Below are 17,786 nucleotides of genomic sequence, written 5' to 3' on the forward strand. Positions count from 1 at the left end.
GTGAGGTAACTATTTAAATGCTTAGATGATTTCGTTATTTTGCTCCTGCTTTCAACAAAACTTGCTCAATTTTTTTAAATCCTTTCCCACGAGCATGTTGTAAAGGAGTCACGTTATGACTATCTGGAATGTTAACATCTGCTCCATGATCAATTAACAGTTGTACGGTTTGCTGCTGTTTTTCGTCACCATTACTCAAAATGATTGCTTCTAATAACGCTGTCCAACCGGGATCATTTACATGATTTACATCAATATCCGTATTCGTTAGAAGTTCTTTAATCACATCCACATATCCATGTTCAGAAGCTGGGATTAAAGCAGTCCCTCCATACCGATTCGTTATAGACGGATCCGCACCTGCTTTAATTGTAAGTTTTAGAATATCTAGATAACCTTCCGCACCTGCATACAAGAAGGGATTATTTTGGATATGATCTTGGATATTAACGTCAGCACCCGCAGCAATGAGAACTTTCACTATCTCTACATCATTGTTATAAGTTGCAATCATCATGGCAGTTCGCCCATCTGAGTCCTGCGTATTTATATCGACGCCTTCTTCAATCAGCCCTCTTATTGTCTTAGCTTCTTTACGCTCTGCAGCTTGAAAAAGCTGTTCATTCATATCGATATCTACCTTTTTATTTGTTAGTTTATTTGGGTTTGCATCGTTATTTGGGGCTACGCTTCTGTTTGAGTCTAAGTTGTTATCTGGATCTATGGTGCTATTTGAATCTACATTGTTATTTGAGCCTACATTGTTGTTTGAGCCTACATTGTTATTTGAGTCTACATCGTTATTTGAGCCTACATTGTTATTTGAGTCTACATTGTTATTTGAGTCTACATCGTTATTTGAGTCTACATCGTTATTTGGAATACATCCTTGAAGAATGAACATACATCCAATGACTGCTGCTACCCACCTCCTCATCAAATTCACCATCCGCTCGCTTTATTATTTTTACTATTAAGTATGGAAAGAGAAATAATCAATATCCCCAATAAATGTTAATGTTGTTCTATTTGTTGTTCTATTTAATGTCTCATGAAAATTGCTCCTCCCTGAATGGAATTTGTATGAACACTAGTGATTACAACTACTATGGTAGTACTTATTCTTAAACTCCCTCTAAATAAATTCTTAAAAAACTTAAAACTTATTAAAAACATTTTTTAATAATTACTAGAAAAACTTAGACTCGACATGATCCTTTGGCGAATACCTTTGTTTTTCTTATGCGATATGTAGTGGATATTTTATTGAAATCTCCATTTTACTTTAATCCTGATTCCCGAAAAGGATAAGACTCACGCGGTTCGGGAATCAAACCCTTCAACCTTTTCCCGAAATGGACGAGGCTCACGCGGTTCGGGAATCAAACCCTTCAACCTTTTCCCGAAATGGACGAGGCTCTCGCGGTTCGGGAATCAAACTCTTCAACCTTTTCCCAAAATGGACGAAGCTCTCTCCGTTCGGGAATCAAACCCGACAACCTTTTCCTGAAATGGACGAGGTTCTCGCGGTTCGGGAATCAAACTCAATAACCTTTTACCGAAATAGACAAAGCCCTCTCCGTTCGGGAATCAAACTCTTCAACCTTTTCCCAAAATGGACGAAGCTCTCTCCGTTCGGGAATCAAACCCGACAACCTTTTCCTGAAATGGACGAGGTTCTCGCGGTTCGGGAATCAAACTCAATAACCTTTTACCGAAATAGACAAAGCCCTCTCCGTTCGGGAATCAAACCCTACAACCTTTCCCCAAAATGGACATTTTCTTCTGACAATTCTACAGTCTCATTGCTGCACTTTGAGACCACTACTCAACCCGTTTTGTCAAAGCTATGGTCTCATTCGAGTTCTTTGAGACCACTACTCAACCTGTTTTGTCGCAGCTGTGGTCTCATTCAAGCGCTTTGTGACCACTGCTCAACCTGTTTTGTCAAAGCTGTGGTCTCATTCAAGTTCTTTGAAACCAATACTCAACCTGTTTTGTCGCAGCTGTGGTCTCATTCAAGTTCTTTGAAACCACTGCTCAACCTGTTTTGTCGCAGCTGTGGTCTCATTCGGGAGCTTTGAGACCATTGCCTATCCCATTTTGATGAAAGAACAGTCTCAATATAGAGTTACTCATTTTTTGTAAGTTCAGGGAGTAGCAATCCCGAGGGTCGGATGGTTACTAGGCGCTACACACTCCTTAGACTTCAAAGATATAAATTCTGATATTACAAGAAAAACCGTCACAATTGTGACGGTTCGTAATAAACAATCGGTAAATTAAACATTAAATCGATACCCAGCTCCCCAAACGGTTTCTAGGAATTTTGGTTGTGAAGGGTCACTTTCAATTTTTCCACGGAGTTTCCTAATATGGACGGTGACCGTTGAAACGTCGGCCGCTGAATCAAATCCCCAAATATTTTCATAGAGCTGCTCTTTGCTTAATACTTGATTCGGGTGCATGACAAGAAATACTAGTAAGTCAAATTCTTTTGTGGTAAATGGAATTTCCTCTCCATTAATATGAACTTTGCGCGCTGATTTATCAATTGAGATTCCATGAACGAAAATGCTATTTGTTTGAGCTTGATTGACTGCTAAACGATCATAACGCTCAATATGTGCTTTCACTCTTGCTACCAATTCACTAGGGCTAAAAGGTTTCGTAATATAATCGTCTGCCCCTAAACCGAGGCCTCTGATTTTATCGATATCCTCTTTTTTAGCGGATACAAACAAAATGGGTATATTTTTAACTGCACGTATTTGTTTACATATCTCAAATCCATTTATACCTGGAAGCATAATGTCTAAAATAATTAAATCATAATGTTCCTGAAGAGCCTGTTGGAGTCCGATTTCACCAGTATGTTGAATATCGACATGAAAATGATTAATTTCTAAATAATCTCTTTGTAATTCTGCAATACTTACTTCATCTTCAATAAGTAATATTTTTTTCATAATGAATCACCTTTCTTTAAGGTAAAAAAGACACTGGTACCCTTTCCTAATTCACTAGTAGCCCAAACATGCCCTTCATGCTCTTTAATAATTTGCTGTGTAATGGCAAGACCTAAGCCACTTCCACCTGTTGCTGAATTTCTAGATTCTTCTGCTCGATAAAAGCGATTAAAAATATGTGGTAAAGCAGACGGCTCTATTCCTAAGCCATTATCCGCTACTTGTACAACTACATCATACGGCCCTTCATATAAATAAATCGAAATGCACTTTTCTTCTTTATTCATATACTTTACACCGTTGCTAATAAGATTAGCTAACACGCGCTTTAATTTTTCCCGATCTGCCTTCACGTATATCGGACTGGAAATTAAATGCTGTTTAATTTGTATCCCTTTTTGCAATAAATCTAGATGAAGCTCCTCCACATAATCTTGCAAATATTGTACAAGTTCAATACTTTCAAAAGAAAAGTACTCTTTATTTAAATCAAGCTTTGAAAATAAAAATAGTTCGTCTATCAATAAATCCATATCTTTTGCTTTTGAGTAAATCGTTGATAAATATTTATCCATTTTCTCTGGGGTATTCGCTACACCATCTTTAATCCCCTCGACATATCCGATAATTGACGTAATTGGTGTTTTCAAATCATGTGAAATATTTGAAAGAAGTTCCTTTCGATTTTCCTCATACTGAAGCTGGAGACTGACAGACTCTTTTAGCTTTATTCTCATTTCTTCAAATGACCTATTCAATTGTCCAATTTCATCTTTTGAGTTCGTTTTGATTATAAAGTCTAAATCTCCTGATTTAATCCGTTCCGCACCTTCTTTTAATATCGAGATAGGCTTAATAATGCTTCTAGACACAACATAGTTCAATAATCCAATAATGATAATAAGAAGAAAAAGTAAAAGTCCGAATAAAATTGGAAATATCTCTCGAATATACTCGACATGTGTGCTTGCCTCTCTTAATACAAAAATACTTCCTTTACTTCTATCGGAAAAATAAAAATCGAACTTCACAAACGTGTAAAAGAAACCGTCTATTTTAATTGTGTCTCTGGTGTTGATGTTCATTTCTTCAAACTTAGGTAATGATGTAACCAATGCATTTTTATCAAGAGTTGGGGAAGCGTATTCAATATTCCTTCCTTTCCTGACGACAATCGCAATATCATTTTGTTCCAATTGTTCCAACTGATCAACGTGTAAAAGCTGTTCTGGATTATTTTTAGCTAAAAGCTTTAAATCAAGGAACACACTTTCCTCAACTTCGGTCAACGGTTTTTGAATATAAGATTTTTTGTAAAAATTCTCGATCGCTTTTACATCACCTGTTAAGGCAAAAATCAGTAAAAAACCAGCTGCTAAAAGTAAGGTAATCGAAATAATGATGACGCCAACATATGATAGCAGAAACCTCATTTTTATAGACATTCATTCACCGCCTTTCACCCACTTACACCTTTATCCAATAGGTTCAACCACTTATTAGTCTGTACTCAAATGCATCATACTGATTGTCATCCTAACGATAATTTATATAAGAAACTAACAAAACAATATCACACAATCCTTAAAATTCTCTAAAATTATTATAAAAAATCCAAAAATATCTTTGTTATTGCATTTATAGGTTGCCCTATTTTATTCACAAAGTGAAGAGCATGAATGTTTCCATTTAAATCATCAAAACAATATTTGTCGCTTCTTAACGTAACACCAGTCTTTTGACGAAGTTGTTTGTGTAAAAAAATAACCTTGAATGGTATTAGTACCCATCAAGGTTGATAAAATTCAGCAAGTTTCAGATCGTGTTTAAACTATTAATACTTGATCTTTTCAGTTAAATTTACCCATGGTAGTCAGCCCAATTTATGGCCAAGTAACCATAATATAATACTAGAAGCAAATTTTAAAATACCATATTCTTATTAAGGCTTATATATTAAAATATTTATAAGACTACAGAAAAGCAGGGGAATATATATGAAGAAAGTATTATATTTTATTAGCTTGTGGGATTGTAGGGGCTAGCGTCATTACACCTTTTACAAAAGCAGAAGCAGCCTCAGAAACGAAAGCTGAATCTTTAGTGAAAACAGCAGAACAATATGCAGGCGCATTAAAATGGCAAATCTCTTATGAGCTTACAAAAGAAATTAAGTATCCAGATATGAAAATTTTCAACTTAACAAAGGAGGCTTATTTAAATGCAAAAAAAGAGATTGCTAAAGTTAGCGGTAAGGATAAAGCAAATTTAGAAAAGCGTCTCGAAGAAAATGTAGGGATTCATTATAGCCGTGCAATGGGTTATATTGATGCGATTACTTCTGGCAAGAAAATTGTTGATAAAGCAAATCAATTTAATTCTTTATATGCAGCAAACCCAATCTCAGCTGTAACGGAAAAAAGTTATCATGAATTATCAAGCGAGATTCGTAAACAAGCGATTTTACTATATCGTGTTTACGGAAAATCAACACGTGATGCGATACTTTCCAAGTATAAAACTCCTGGGGAAAAGGCACTTCAATCTACTAAATATGTCATTACAGCGAAGATGCATTTAGATGAACTTGATGCGCTGATTGCTAAAAATGCGGATCAAAAAACAGTAGAGGCACATGTTGCTGCATTTTACGACCTACTAGATGCAATTGAAGATGATGCCATCTACAGTGATCTATACGATGCTTATTTAGAAAGTATTAGAAAAGATTCGAACTTCATTGCTCAGGAAAAAGAAATTACTGAGTTCTTCAAAAAAGCAGATGATTATGCAAATGCCGAAGATGTTGAAGGGTTACTTAGTTTATACAGCAAGGAGTACCCTGACTACACAAATCTTAAAGAAGAAATTGAAACAGCATTTAAAGATTATGATATAAAACGTGAAACAATTGGTCTTGAGGTACATTATATAATTGACGGAGAAGCATTAGTTGTTCAAGATGAAAAGGCAACGATCGAACAAGCAGAAGAATTTGAAAGTACATATGTTTATCTTTTGAAAAAAGATGAATCTGGCAACTGGAAATTCATTGATATACTTGACATGCAATAACTGATATCGCCTACAAAAATTGGGGCTCTACGAACAAATTCACATTTTGGTAGTAGAACCCCTATGTTGTTTTATTTTTATTTCCCGCTAAGATCATAAAATTTATGTATCGGTCAGGCTGAGGGATTCATAGATAAGGGACAATCCGTTAAGGGCTAATATAATTTTCCCTATATCAATTTTTCTTCAGCTACTTCGTATTTCACTTCTGAAAAATTCTTAAAAAGTAGGGACTCATCAACATAATTTCCTGTTTTCTTATCAACAACCTTTCTCCAGATTTCATTTTTACGATAAATTTTATCGTTTTGTTTCATGAATGTATGATTTCTTTCCTCAATATGATATGAATATCTCCATTCTTTATCTGTATAAATAGCCCCTTTTAAATGCTTATTCGTTACCCAAACTTTAATTTGAAAAGGCTGATTCGTTGGATTTTTAAATCTTAAATCGACGTAATTGTAAAACACACTTGCACCACTTCCAAAAGGAAGAACCCTCCCTTCGTCAGGAAAAGGATCAAAGCTATGATGATGACGTTCTATAACCACTAAAGGTGTATGAAGAGCCAGCCAATAAAGTAGATTTGCCAATTGACAAATCCCCCCACCAATACCGGTCTTAACCTCCCCCATTGAAAGCAGCATCCCCTCAATATATCCTTTTTTTCTTGAAGTTTTTCCGACTAATTCCCAAAAAGAAAAAGTTTCTCCGGGATTAATAAGGATGCCATCCAGTTTACTGGCTGCCAATTTTAAATTAGTAATTTTATTTTCTTGAAGTTGCGGATCGCTATTCCCTAATTTTCTTCTTAAAAGGGATTGATGCTTCTTACAAGTAAACGAATAAGAGTCCCTACTTATATTTTTAGAAAATCTGCTTCTCTCTTTCATATTCAGAATAGAACGGAAAAATCGTTTCTCTTATTCTCAGGTTGTAAAGTATAGGATGGATTTCTGTTAATCTCATTTTTCTCTCCCTTTCTACACTTTTACTAAAATAAATTCATCATCTTTAAATCTACTAATTTCACATTTTTCAAGGGATTCAAATTCTTTCAGTCTATCTTCAATTGGATATATCCTTATTTTAACAAAAAAACAAAGAATCAGAAATTTCAATTTAAAAAATAATAAATGACCCCTCTCAAGTCGAGAAGGGCCATTTTACTAGCTTCCAGTTCGAAAACATCGTTGGAACCATTTAAAAGGAAAGCATGATTAATTCTTGTTTAAGCTTTCTTTCATTAATAAAGAAATCTTCTTTTCGTCCATATTTGGGCTCTGTTCCAGTTGATTAATAACTAGATTTTTCCGGAGAAAAGAATGATTTTGACTTAACTTTGCTTTCCCCTCTATCTTGTTGATTTCTATTTTGAATCCTAAAACTCCATTATTCATCCCGTCGAGGAACTTAGCATCTACATCTTGCAGTTTATATGAACTATCTGGAGCTTCATACTTCAATACCAGGTCATGCAAGGAATCTATTAATTCTTGTTCATCCTCAATAAGTTCAACTTTGCCATACACATGAACTGTCACATAATTCCATGTTGGGACAGCTTTATTTGTCTCATACCAAGAGGGGGATATATAACAGTGAGGACCATGAAAAACAGCTAAGACTGTTTGATTTTCAATGTCTTTCCATTGCGGATTCGGCCGTGCAAAATGTCCATATAAGTAGGTCTTCTCCTTATCCAACATTAACGGTAAATGTGTGGCGAATGGCATTCCATCATGTTGAGAAAACAAAGTCGCAAACCCATTTTCTTGTATAACATCGAAGACTGCTGCTAATTCTCTCATTTCAAAATGCTTTGGGATATACATAAAAAGCCTCCTTCATCGTTTTAAAAATAATACGATACAAACTGACATTTAAAAAGGTACAATTATAAATAAATATACATGTCAGAGGAGATTACAATGAAAAATACCATTTTCACTTTTACGAATGACTCTTCCAAATACAAACAAATCTACGAGCAATTTAAATTATTCATTGAACAAGGAGACATACAGGCCAATGAACAATTGCCATCCATTCGTCAACTGGCAGACTCCCTTCAAGTAAGCCGTAATACGACATTGATGGCTTATGAACAGCTAGTAGCTGAAGGGTATATTCGTGGAGAAGGACGAAAAGGCTATTTTGCAAATCAACTAGAGCCTTACTTTTTCCAAGAGGAATTCATCCCACCAAATATACAGCAAACCGCATCGGAAGCACCTATCCTCATAGATTTCCGAGCAGGTGCTGTTGATCAAACACATTTCCCTTTAAAAATATGGAGAAGAGTAGCCAATCAGGTATTAACGTTACAAGATAGCTATCGATATGGTGAACCCTTTGGTGAGATGTGCCTGCGCGAACAAATTTCCACTTACTTACTCCAATCACGCGGGGTGAAAACTGATGCACATGCCATTATGATCGGAAACGGTACACAGCAAATGCTAGTATATCTTGGACTTATACTGAAGGAAGAATTCCCAAGCTTGATCGTAGAGGACCCTGGATATGATGGCGCGAGAAAGGCTTTTCAAATAAATGGTTTTACGCTTGAAACATTACCGGTAAATGAAACAAGCGCTGATTTTTCACTATTGGATCAAATGAAATCACGTTTAATCTATGTCGCCCCTTCCCACCACAGTCCATACGGGGTTAGCATGTCTATTCAACAACGGCATGCGCTCATTCATTGGGCTAATCAAAGGCTTGGATATATTATTGAAGATGATTATGATAGTGAATTTCGCTATACACAACAACCATTTCCAGCTCTCGCTTCCATCGATTCAGCAAGGGTCATCTATTTAGGAAATTTCTCAAAGTCGTTTCTTCCAGGAATCCGTTTAAGCTATATGGTGCTGCCAGAGCCCTTTTTAAAACATTACAAAAAACAATTCCTTTATTTCGAAAGCACCACTTCTATTTTAAGTCAGCTCTCAATGGCTAAATTTATGGAAGAAGGAGAATGGAATCGCCACATTAAACGAATGCGTTTAGTTTATAAACGAAAAATGCAATGCTTAGTATCAGTATTAAAAAAAGAATTCGCTCAAAATATATCCATCATTGGTGAGCAGTCTGGCTTGTACCTATTAGTCAAGGTGCACCTTAAACATTCCGAAGAATGGCTAATAAGCAGAGCTTCCTTTTATGGTGTTAAAGTGTATCCAACCTCAATCTATTTCATTAAAAATCATTCTGAAAAACCAATGATTAAACTTGGCTTTAGTAATCTTTCATGTGAGGAAATCCAGCTTGGTGTGGAGCTTTTGAAAAAAGCGTGGTTATAAAAAACACGTAACTAGCTTAGTGTTAACAAGCCAAAATCCAAAATCTGTTTTAAGAAAATGCTTTTCTTTCAAAAAACAATATTTATTCATAAATAACAAATGAAACCGAATCGTGTAGTTAATCGTCTAAGTACGAAATTTGAAGTAAAGCGGGGTGAAATAGATTGTATTTTGAGGAAAAAAGCGATGTTAATTATACATTTATAAGTGGAAAAGATATGAATGCTGTCATAGAAGATTTAATGCTCGATTATGGTACAGAATTAACCTCATTAGCTTTTTCCTACGTAAAAGACATGGCACAAGCAAAAGATATCGTTCAAAACGTTTTTATTCTTTGTTATCAGCATTTACACCAGTTTAAAGGTGATTCTTCAATTAAAACATGGCTCTATCGGATTACCATTAATCAATGTAAAGATTATTTAAAGAGCAGTTATTTTAGAAGAATGTTTTCTTTTGAAAAGATGGAAAAAGAAATTCGGTCAGAAGGCAATCCTGAGGTTGATCTACTAAGTAAAGACCGGAAATCCCAAGTGGAGAAGATTGTACTATCATTAAGACCGAAATATAAGGAAGTTATCTTCTTATATTACTATAAAGATTTTTCGATCGAAGAAGTAGCCTCCATTTTGAAAATTCCTGCAAACACAGTCAAAACAAGACTTAAAAGAGGTAGAGACTATTTAAAAAAATTAATGGAAGAGAGGGATTTCGAATGGGAAGAGATCTGAATAAAGATAAGAGAGTTTTAAATAGCGAGCTTTTTCCAGAAATATTATTTTCTGCGGATGACCGTCATCAAGTACATACATTACTTAAGGAAAAAAAGGCCCATCATCGTATTTTTACTAATTGGAGGAAAGCTTTAGCACCAGTAATAATCGCGATAACATTGCTATTTGCGACTAACTATTTTTCTTTGAACCCCGTTTTGGCGCTATCAAAGCTCCCTTTCTTTGAATCGATCTTTCAATTTTTAGGTGATAACGGTTTGAAAGGAGCAGCTATAGAGGAAAAGCAAACTATTCAGCTGCAGAAAAAAGAAAATGGCATTAACATGGAAATCCAGGAAGCTGTTTATGACGGGAAAAGACTTTCCATTAGCTATGCCATTAAATCAGATAAGCCTATTAAGAATTATGCCAGCCGTATGGTTAATGCTTATATCCCCATCAATGGCATTCAAAAAGGAGTTATTTTTTCGAGTGATCAATTTAAACAAATATCTGATTATGAAGTGATCGGCTACTCCACTTTTACGAACACAGCAGCAGAAATACGAGATGAAATGAAAGTAGATTTGCTTTATAAAGGTACGACAGATTTTTTTGGAGCTAAGGAGAAGGAATTTAAATTTTTGTTTGAGATCCCGATAAAAAAGACTTCAATGGTTGATACAGTCGCAATCAATAAAAAGCAAACCTATGGAGAAGAAGAGCTAAAACTGCAGAAAATAAGTGTAAGTCCGATTTCAACGGTCATCAACTTACAGTACAAAATTCCTTATAAAAATAACCAAGAAACGGAATCGCTATCCATTCGCCTGCTTGATCAAGACAATCGAGTCATAAGAGAAGTGGCCAACAGCTTTGGATGGGCCGGAACACAAATCAAGCAAGAAAATCGCTGGTATTCATTACAGGAAGCAAATTTATTATTTGAACCACTTGATGAACAGATAAAAGAACTCAAAATCCAGCTATTCAAAAATAAGAATATCGTGAATTCAACTGCTATGCAGGAGAATTTCATCGGCTTGCATGAAGGAAAGAACCAAATTCTCGACCTTGGTGAAAGAGGCACAATGAAAATTACTACTATTGAACAAGAAGCAGGTTCTGCCGTCATACGGTATGAATATAAAAGTAAGTTCGCTTTTTATGATAACCTTTCACCACTTGTGCTAGAAAGGGCAGATGGCACATCATTTCGTGGCATTGAAAAAGAGCGAAAGTATTTAGGGAACGAAACGTATATGGTTGAAGAATTATTTCTTGATCTACCAGATGAGGAGTTAGCAGTGAGATATGTACAAGAAAAAGCACCTAATTTAATAGAAGAACTAGAGATAAAGGTTTCAGCTGATGAAATCCGAAATGGAACGAAAGTAAAATAACAATTTAGCTGTCAATATGTTAGACATGGGTTTTAGCAGATACTTGGCATGAGTTCGGTTTTCAACTGGACTCATGCCCTTTTGTTTTTTCTAAATCCGTTCGTAATTATAATTCTCTAATTCTATTTATATGCCATTTGCACCCTTTCCTATATTCGATGACCCCTTTTTTGGTTAATCATTAACGGGATAAATAAATATAAAGCATATGCAAAGGACATCCATGCGGTGAAAGCAATAACCTGTGAATCATTTAAGTTTGGAAAAACTAGATGATGATTAGATAAAGAAAAAGTGTCTAATGCTAAACCAATAATTGTACCAAATACTCCGAACTTTAACGCTGCATTATTTGTTTTATCGAATAATAGATACACATATGTAATACCGAACAATAGAGCTGATGTGCCAACTAATAATAGGATAATGCTGATAATGAAATCATTTGTGCCTGGACTGAAAAGAACATGTTCTCCAAAAAACTTAAAAAATATTGTTGCAAATAACCACACGAAACCTCCCCACATTGCCGTGAATAAATAGACTTTCACTACTTGTCCTCCTTCCTTACCAAATTATTAAGTCCACTAATTAGTTGCGCGAATTCCTTATATGTTTTTTCGATCGGAAAATCTTTTTGTAATAATGCCTGTACAGCCAATCCGTCAACAATAGCATTTAATAATATTCCCCATGTCTCAAGTGAAACCCCTTCTATCGGTGTATCTGTCCATAAGTTTGATAAATTCCCAGTTAAAGCTTCATTTTCTGTTATTATAATTTCAGCAAGTTTACCTCTTATTTCCACGTTATTAAAACTTGAAGCAACTAATGAAAAAAATAATTTATGAAAATGCGAATCATATGAGCAACGACTTTTAGCTGATGCAATAGCATGATCAATCATATGATCATTACGTTGAGATATTTCTTGCCAACTAGTTTCGCATATATTCTGGACGATATCTAATAACAACTGTTCCTTCGTTCTAAAATGGTAATAAATTGTACCTTGTGTAACTCCTGCCGTCTCAGCCACTGCTCTTAAGGTGAATTTTTCAATGCCTTTATCAACCAAACACTCCTTTGCATATTTAATTAAATCTTCCTTATTTACCACATTTGGTTTTGCCATTATACTATCACCTCTTAGTTATTCAACTAACTAACTATATGTTAACAACTAAAACCAATACTTGCAATTAAATAATACAGCCTAAGGGTAATACTTTCTCGAAGTAGTTAATAAAATGTTTAAAATTATGGAGCCATTTGGGAGTTCTAAAATCTGTTTGTGCTTCAATTTCTGCAACATAGTCATTAAAGATGTTTCGTACAGCCTTTTCATCAACCTTTTTACCATGTTTATAGAAGTTAGGTACTGACTCGCATTTGGGACAATATGAAAGAGGGGTAATTATTTGACTCAACTAAGAATCTATAATCATCTTAGTCCTCTATCATATCAATAGTCTTAAGGGTTTGGAAGGTTTAATAGAAGAACTAGAAATTAAGGTTTCAGCTGATGAAATCCGAAATGGAGCGAAAGATAAGTAACCATTTCGCTGTAAGTGAGACCAAAAATGTTAGAAAGGTTTTATGCAGATACTTGGGCATGAGTTCGGTATTTAACTGGACTCATGCCTTTTCGTTTTTTCTAAATAAAATCCTTTTTATATTGGACGGCAAGGTAAATTCCACCAGCTAAAAATACCAACGTATATTTGAACATGAAAAAGATGTTCCACATATAGTCTTTAGGAAAAATTATGTCGCATAGAACAATTGCCAAAAACATACAGTAACAGCTTTTCAAAGAGATTTTATTTGTCCGTTCATCGTCTGGCCCCATCTTCTTATGAAATTTATAGGCAAAAATCGCACTACCCATAAGCAGTAAAAAACCAACTCCAATGAGAATATTCCAATTTCCCGGAGATTGTTCAGCCCAGGACTTTAAAGGGTAAAAAATTGCGTTAGGGATATCTGAGATAGACTTAATTTCCATTTTGATCATTTCCTTTCACATAAGTAAATATTTCGTTTACATCAACATTAAAAAATTCGGCAATTCGAAAAGCCAACAGCAGAGTCGGAACATAATTTCCTTTTTCCATTACGAAGATGGTTTGTTTGGAAACCCCGACTTTCTCTGCTAATTCTTGCTGAGACATTCTGGCAAGTACACGATATTCATAAACCCTATTTGATATCGAATCACCAAAATCTTTCTTCACGACCATCACCTCTTGAATCAAATTATAAATTAACTTATTACAAAAGTAAAGTAAACTTATATAAAAGAGTCAAATACCTTTATATTTTCTTAGATTACTTTGATTTAACAAGAGCCAAAATGCAGAAAGAACCTGACGAATTTGATGATTCCGTCAGGTTCACATATCGATCTAGTGTAATATATGGTTTTTGGTGGTGTATTTTATGATACCCATTCATTTATTCCACCTTTACTCCTTCTTTATTCTATCTTTATCTAACTATCTTACGATTATTTCAAATCTAAAGATTGATAGAGAAGGAGAGTAAACCTTAATGAGAAAAAAAAATCTAGTATTCTTTATTATTTCTATCCTATTTCTTTGCTTACTATTCATTGTCTATAAAAGCGATATGAAAAAACCCATATTTCTACTTAACGCTAAACAAAGTGATGAATTAAAAGCAGATAGCAATCATCCAGAACTATTGGAAGGAAAAACAATTGTAATTGATGCGGGACATGGTGGTTTTGACAGAGGCACGGTTGGGCTATCATATGAAACGATTGAAAAGGATTTAAATCTTACAGTTGCACATAACATTAAACAAGAACTTGAAAAAAGAACTCGTGCTACTGTTGTATTAACTCGTGAAGATGATTCGAATCCAGGCAACAATCAAAAGGATTCATTACAGAAACGAATCGAGCTTGCCGACGCTTCTTCTGCAGACCTTTTTATGAGCATCCATCATGATGCCTTTACTGATCGTGATGTGAAAGGTATTACTACACACTATAGTTCACATCTTAAGGATAATAAAAAATTAGCAAAAATCATGCAGCAATCTATTTTTAGACAAAATATACAAACACGTGATAGGGGCATTAAAGATAGTGATTTTTATATTCTAAAAAATAATTCTAAGCCTGCAATTTTATTAGAGCTAGGATTTACATCTAACGAAGAAGATGAAATACGAATGATTTCAGAAGAATTTCAAACGAACTCTACAAAGGCAATTGTCGATGGTGTTATTGAATTCTTTTCAGAATAAAAAAGCGGTCATAGGGATAACTCCTTTATTGAGTAGTTCTATGACCGCTTTTGTCTATTCATTTATTTGTAAATAGAAATAAAATTGCACCCCATCTTCTGTATTGCAAACACCATAATCTACATTATGTAATTGCAAAATATTCTTAGAGATAGCAAGTCCTAATCCAGTGCCGCCTATCGACCTCTTTCTCGAAGTATCAACACGGTAGAAACGATCCCATACTTTTTCTATTAAATCATCCTCAATGTGTGCACCTTTATTCTCTATACTTATTTTCACTGTTGTTTCTTTTTTTTCAGTCACAATACATATTCTTTCCCCATTAGGAGTATAACGGATAGCATTCGTCATAAAATTAGTAAGAACTTGTTCAATTCGATTTTTGTTCGCTACTACTTCTATAGATAATAATGATGCTTCCACTTGCAATTGCTTTGCTTTTATTTCATGTGATAGCTTTTCACACATTTCTTCCATTAATTCATCAATATAAAATGAATTCATTTGCATTTTATACGTCCCAGATTCATACTTTGCTAATTCAAGCATATCTACAATCATTAGGTCCATCTTATCAACTTCTTTTTCCATAGCATTGAAATAGTATTCCTTTTTATGGGTCGCTACTTGACCTCTCAAAATAGTGATGCAGCTTTTCATAATACTTAATGGTGTTTTTAATTCATGTGAGACACCCGAAATGAACTCTTTCCTCGTATTCTCGAGTTTCTTTTCTTTCTCAATATCATGTTGTAGCTGCTCAATATACGTACTCAATTTATATGAAAGAGAGTTAATATTACGTGACAAATCTCCTATTTCATCCTTGGAATGAACGGAAATGGTCTCGGAGAAATCTAAGTTAGCCATTTTTTTCGTCGTTCGATTGATTCTTAATAATGGCTTAGCAATTTTTCTAGAATAGTAAAAGGAAGCAAGTAGAATTAATATGAAAACAAAAGCAATAATATATACATAATATTCTTCTATCATTTGAATAGCTTCATCTACAGGCTGCAACGATGTCATCGAATAGATATAAGAAATATTCCCATCTAATTGTTTTATTGGCTTAATTAAAATATTATATTTAATATCATTTTGTTCATATTCAGTAATTTGCATCGATGGATCAAAAGAATACGTGTCATTCAATAAAATCTTGTTTTGAAAATCTCGAATTTGATCCAAAAATAAAGAATTGGAATAAATAACACTTGATAATGTATTCCTTTCTGGAAATTCTATATTCCTAATTTTACCACCAATACCAACAAATTTTGACTCTTTCATCGATACGCGATTCTCTTTTAATATGCTTACTGGATCACCTGTTAGATTAATAAGTAACTTGTTTTTATAATTCACTGGTTCCTTCCATGCTCCAGAATTCGTATCTTCTAATTCACCTTCAATTATCATATCAACAGGAATGATTTGAGAGCCTCTTAAAATTCCGAATATATAAGCTTCCCCTTGATTAATTAAAGATTCTGAGGACTGCTGCAAATTGCCCTCTTCAAAATTATCAATCATATATAAAGGGGCTTTAACAGTTTTAAAGTCATATAATCGCTGATAATATTCGTTTAATTCAATTTCGATGAAAAAATCATTCTCATATTTCAAGTTCCCATTCTCATCTAATATAGTAATCCACGCATTATTTTTTTCAGAAAAACTTCTCTCAAGCTGTTGAATTTTGTGAAGATCATCTACATTTTCTAAATAACTTTTCTCAAAAGCATGAATACTTGTCTTTAAATCTTCTACTTTTTTATTTACATAAAATTGTTTAAAAAAAATGGTTTGTCCGATAAATATCGTCGCTAGAATAAGCACACAAAGTGCAGTCGTTAACAAGAATAATTTAAGAACAATGCCTCTTATCATTGGATATCCTCAAATTTATAGCCTGTTCGTACAATCGTTTTAATACAGGTTGAATAATCACCTAATTTATTTCGTAAATTTCTCATATGACTATTTATTGTCCGATCATCTTCAATAAGTTCATAACCCCATACTTTCGTTATGAGTTGCTCCCTAGTTAGGACAATTCCTTTATTCTTCATCAAATACAATAGCATTTCATATTCGGTATGTGTGAAAGAAATCTCTTCATTATTTACCTTCACTGTCCGAGATGGCATATGAATTCGTATGCCACTGCTTTCAATATAATCCGTACTTAAATGATTTTTTATATCCCGATTATGCAATAATCTTTTTGCACGCGCTAATAAAACTAATGGATTATAAGGCTTCGTCACATAGTCATCCGCCCCTAGTTCAAAACCTAATAATGTATCATCTTCATCTACCCGCGCAGTTAGCATAATGATTGGAATATTTGAAGTCTTTCTTATTCGACGACAGATAGACCAGCCATCCAATTTCGGTAGCATAATGTCAAGTATAATTAAATGAAATTCATTTTCCTCAAACAATTCCATTGCTTCTTCTCCATCAATCGCTTCTAAAACTGAATAACCTTCATTCAGAAAATAATCTTTAAGAATTTCTCGTAAAATATCTTCATCTTCTACGATTAATATATTTTTCGTCATGCTTTATACCCTCACTCGATTATTCCATATAGTATTCAAACCTATAATTAAATTACAGTCAATCAACCTACTTCTAAAAGGTTCGTTATCATCTTAATGTACGTTACATTTGGAGGCAATGTCCTTTCAAAATCTTGATATTATCTTTATAACAATAGCCTAATAATTGGAACAAAAAAGGCAAGGCTGACAAACAATTTTGGCTCAGCTTAGCTTTTTAATAATTTAAATACACATACCCTCTGTTTTAATACAAATATTGCGTAAAAAAGCGCGAATTTATGTATATTATATTAAACGAATTATTAGTTGATAAGAAACACTTTTTTGTAAAAACTTCAATTTGCTTACGAATATAAAAAAAGACGCGTTCCTAAGTAAACGCGCCCTTTGGCAGAAGATAATGGCAAAGCCTTATTGAATAAAAGATCCTGTTAATCGAATGAGACACGAAAAAATT

At 34.1% G+C, this 17,786-nt stretch carries 16 protein-coding genes; 5 read left to right on the plus strand and 11 right to left on the minus strand.

Annotated elements, in window-relative coordinates; translation table 11 throughout:
* Positions 1-34: 34 nt before the first annotated feature.
* From KDN24_RS22650 to KDN24_RS22660, 3 genes are all read right to left on the minus strand, one after another.
* On the minus strand, positions 35-724 hold the full coding sequence (locus KDN24_RS22650) for an ankyrin repeat domain-containing protein (protein WP_409974332.1): 690 nt from the start codon (positions 722-724) through the stop codon (positions 35-37).
* Between the two features lie 1,558 nt (positions 725-2,282).
* Positions 2,283-2,969: a response regulator transcription factor gene (locus KDN24_RS22655; protein ID WP_409973983.1), complete on the minus strand. Its 687-nt coding sequence runs from the start codon at positions 2,967-2,969 to the stop codon at positions 2,283-2,285.
* Positions 2,966-4,414 (minus strand): sensor histidine kinase, encoded by a 1,449-nt coding sequence (locus KDN24_RS22660; protein ID WP_491348176.1) that lies wholly within the window; start codon positions 4,412-4,414, stop codon positions 2,966-2,968. The genes KDN24_RS22655 and KDN24_RS22660 overlap by 4 nt, the downstream gene beginning before the upstream one ends.
* Positions 4,415-5,072: 658 nt before the next feature.
* Here KDN24_RS22660 and KDN24_RS22665 point away from each other — a divergent pair.
* A complete protein-coding gene (locus KDN24_RS22665) occupies positions 5,073-6,044 on the plus strand; it encodes a hypothetical protein (RefSeq protein WP_409973982.1) in 972 nt (323 codons plus the stop codon).
* A 170-nt stretch (positions 6,045-6,214) separates the two neighbouring features.
* Here the strand turns inward: KDN24_RS22665 and KDN24_RS22670 are convergent, their stop codons facing one another.
* Both KDN24_RS22670 and KDN24_RS22675 read right to left on the minus strand, forming a co-directional pair.
* Complete coding sequence (locus KDN24_RS22670) at positions 6,215-6,940, minus strand: VanW family protein (RefSeq protein ID WP_409973981.1); 726 nt, start codon at positions 6,938-6,940, stop codon at positions 6,215-6,217.
* A gap of 327 nt (positions 6,941-7,267) precedes the next feature.
* On the minus strand, positions 7,268-7,882 hold the full coding sequence (locus KDN24_RS22675; protein WP_409973980.1) for an FMN-binding negative transcriptional regulator: 615 nt from the start codon (positions 7,880-7,882) through the stop codon (positions 7,268-7,270).
* A 96-nt stretch (positions 7,883-7,978) separates the two neighbouring features.
* Between KDN24_RS22675 and pdxR the strand changes: the two genes are divergently transcribed.
* The 3 genes from pdxR to KDN24_RS22690 all read left to right on the plus strand — a co-directional run bounded on the left by pdxR (position 7,979) and on the right by KDN24_RS22690 (position 11,477).
* Positions 7,979-9,358 (plus strand): MocR-like pyridoxine biosynthesis transcription factor PdxR, encoded by a 1,380-nt coding sequence (gene pdxR, locus KDN24_RS22680; protein ID WP_409973979.1) that lies wholly within the window; start codon positions 7,979-7,981, stop codon positions 9,356-9,358.
* A 164-nt stretch (positions 9,359-9,522) separates the two neighbouring features.
* The gene (locus tag KDN24_RS22685) at positions 9,523-10,092 is read left to right on the plus strand and encodes a sigma-70 family RNA polymerase sigma factor (RefSeq protein ID WP_409973978.1); all 570 of its coding nucleotides are present in this window, start codon (positions 9,523-9,525) and stop codon (positions 10,090-10,092) included.
* On the plus strand, positions 10,077-11,477 hold the full coding sequence (locus KDN24_RS22690; RefSeq protein WP_409973977.1) for a DUF4179 domain-containing protein: 1,401 nt from the start codon (positions 10,077-10,079) through the stop codon (positions 11,475-11,477). Before KDN24_RS22685 ends, KDN24_RS22690 begins: the two co-directional genes overlap by 16 nt.
* A gap of 149 nt (positions 11,478-11,626) precedes the next feature.
* On the opposite strand, the gene KDN24_RS22695 is transcribed toward KDN24_RS22690, so the two are convergent.
* The 4 genes from KDN24_RS22695 to KDN24_RS22710 all read right to left on the minus strand — a co-directional run bounded on the left by KDN24_RS22695 (position 11,627) and on the right by KDN24_RS22710 (position 13,720).
* Positions 11,627-12,028, minus strand: coding sequence for a DUF5367 family protein (locus KDN24_RS22695; protein ID WP_409973976.1), 402 nt, complete (start codon positions 12,026-12,028; stop codon positions 11,627-11,629).
* On the minus strand, positions 12,028-12,612 hold the full coding sequence (locus KDN24_RS22700; RefSeq protein WP_409973975.1) for a TetR/AcrR family transcriptional regulator: 585 nt from the start codon (positions 12,610-12,612) through the stop codon (positions 12,028-12,030). Before KDN24_RS22700 ends, KDN24_RS22695 begins: the two co-directional genes overlap by 1 nt.
* A gap of 522 nt (positions 12,613-13,134) precedes the next feature.
* A complete protein-coding gene (locus tag KDN24_RS22705; RefSeq protein WP_409973974.1) occupies positions 13,135-13,485 on the minus strand; it encodes a DUF2178 domain-containing protein in 351 nt (116 codons plus the stop codon).
* Positions 13,475-13,720, minus strand: a complete 246-nt coding sequence (locus KDN24_RS22710; RefSeq protein WP_409974331.1) for a helix-turn-helix transcriptional regulator — start codon at positions 13,718-13,720, stop codon at positions 13,475-13,477. The genes KDN24_RS22705 and KDN24_RS22710 overlap by 11 nt, the downstream gene beginning before the upstream one ends.
* A gap of 310 nt (positions 13,721-14,030) precedes the next feature.
* Between KDN24_RS22710 and KDN24_RS22715 the strand changes: the two genes are divergently transcribed.
* Complete coding sequence (locus KDN24_RS22715; RefSeq protein WP_409973973.1) at positions 14,031-14,753, plus strand: N-acetylmuramoyl-L-alanine amidase family protein; 723 nt, start codon at positions 14,031-14,033, stop codon at positions 14,751-14,753.
* A gap of 54 nt (positions 14,754-14,807) precedes the next feature.
* Here KDN24_RS22715 and KDN24_RS22720 read toward each other — a convergent pair whose 3' ends face one another.
* Both KDN24_RS22720 and KDN24_RS22725 read right to left on the minus strand, forming a co-directional pair.
* The gene (locus tag KDN24_RS22720) at positions 14,808-16,649 is read right to left on the minus strand and encodes a sensor histidine kinase (RefSeq protein WP_409973972.1); all 1,842 of its coding nucleotides are present in this window, start codon (positions 16,647-16,649) and stop codon (positions 14,808-14,810) included.
* Positions 16,646-17,326 carry a response regulator transcription factor gene (locus tag KDN24_RS22725; protein WP_409973971.1) on the minus strand — a complete coding sequence of 227 codons (681 nt, stop codon included), beginning with the start codon at positions 17,324-17,326 and terminating at the stop codon, positions 16,646-16,648. Before KDN24_RS22725 ends, KDN24_RS22720 begins: the two co-directional genes overlap by 4 nt.
* Positions 17,327-17,786 lie beyond the last annotated feature (460 nt).

Source organism: Cytobacillus sp. Bva_UNVM-123, assembly GCF_046351715.2.
Classification (GTDB): Bacteria; Bacillota; Bacilli; order Bacillales; family Cytobacillaceae; genus Cytobacillus.

Excerpts from the sequence above, each read along its gene's own strand:
- KDN24_RS22655 (WP_409973983.1), bottom strand. The coding sequence starts at position 2,969 with ATGAAAAAAATATTACTTATTGAAGATGAAGTAAGTATTGCAGAATTA.
- KDN24_RS22660 (WP_491348176.1), bottom strand. The coding sequence starts at position 4,414 with ATGTCTATAAAAATGAGGTTTCTGCTATCATATGTTGGCGTCATCATT.
- KDN24_RS22670 (WP_409973981.1), bottom strand. The coding sequence starts at position 6,940 with ATGAAAGAGAGAAGCAGATTTTCTAAAAATATAAGTAGGGACTCTTAT.
- KDN24_RS22675 (WP_409973980.1), bottom strand. The coding sequence starts at position 7,882 with ATGTATATCCCAAAGCATTTTGAAATGAGAGAATTAGCAGCAGTCTTC.
- pdxR (WP_409973979.1), top strand. The coding sequence starts at position 7,979 with ATGAAAAATACCATTTTCACTTTTACGAATGACTCTTCCAAATACAAA.
- KDN24_RS22690 (WP_409973977.1), top strand. The coding sequence starts at position 10,077 with ATGGGAAGAGATCTGAATAAAGATAAGAGAGTTTTAAATAGCGAGCTT.
- KDN24_RS22700 (WP_409973975.1), bottom strand. The coding sequence starts at position 12,612 with ATGGCAAAACCAAATGTGGTAAATAAGGAAGATTTAATTAAATATGCA.
- KDN24_RS22705 (WP_409973974.1), bottom strand. The coding sequence starts at position 13,485 with ATGGAAATTAAGTCTATCTCAGATATCCCTAACGCAATTTTTTACCCT.
- KDN24_RS22710 (WP_409974331.1), bottom strand. The coding sequence starts at position 13,720 with ATGGTCGTGAAGAAAGATTTTGGTGATTCGATATCAAATAGGGTTTAT.
- KDN24_RS22715 (WP_409973973.1), top strand. The coding sequence starts at position 14,031 with ATGAGAAAAAAAAATCTAGTATTCTTTATTATTTCTATCCTATTTCTT.
- KDN24_RS22720 (WP_409973972.1), bottom strand. The coding sequence starts at position 16,649 with ATGATAAGAGGCATTGTTCTTAAATTATTCTTGTTAACGACTGCACTT.
- KDN24_RS22725 (WP_409973971.1), bottom strand. The coding sequence starts at position 17,326 with ATGACGAAAAATATATTAATCGTAGAAGATGAAGATATTTTACGAGAA.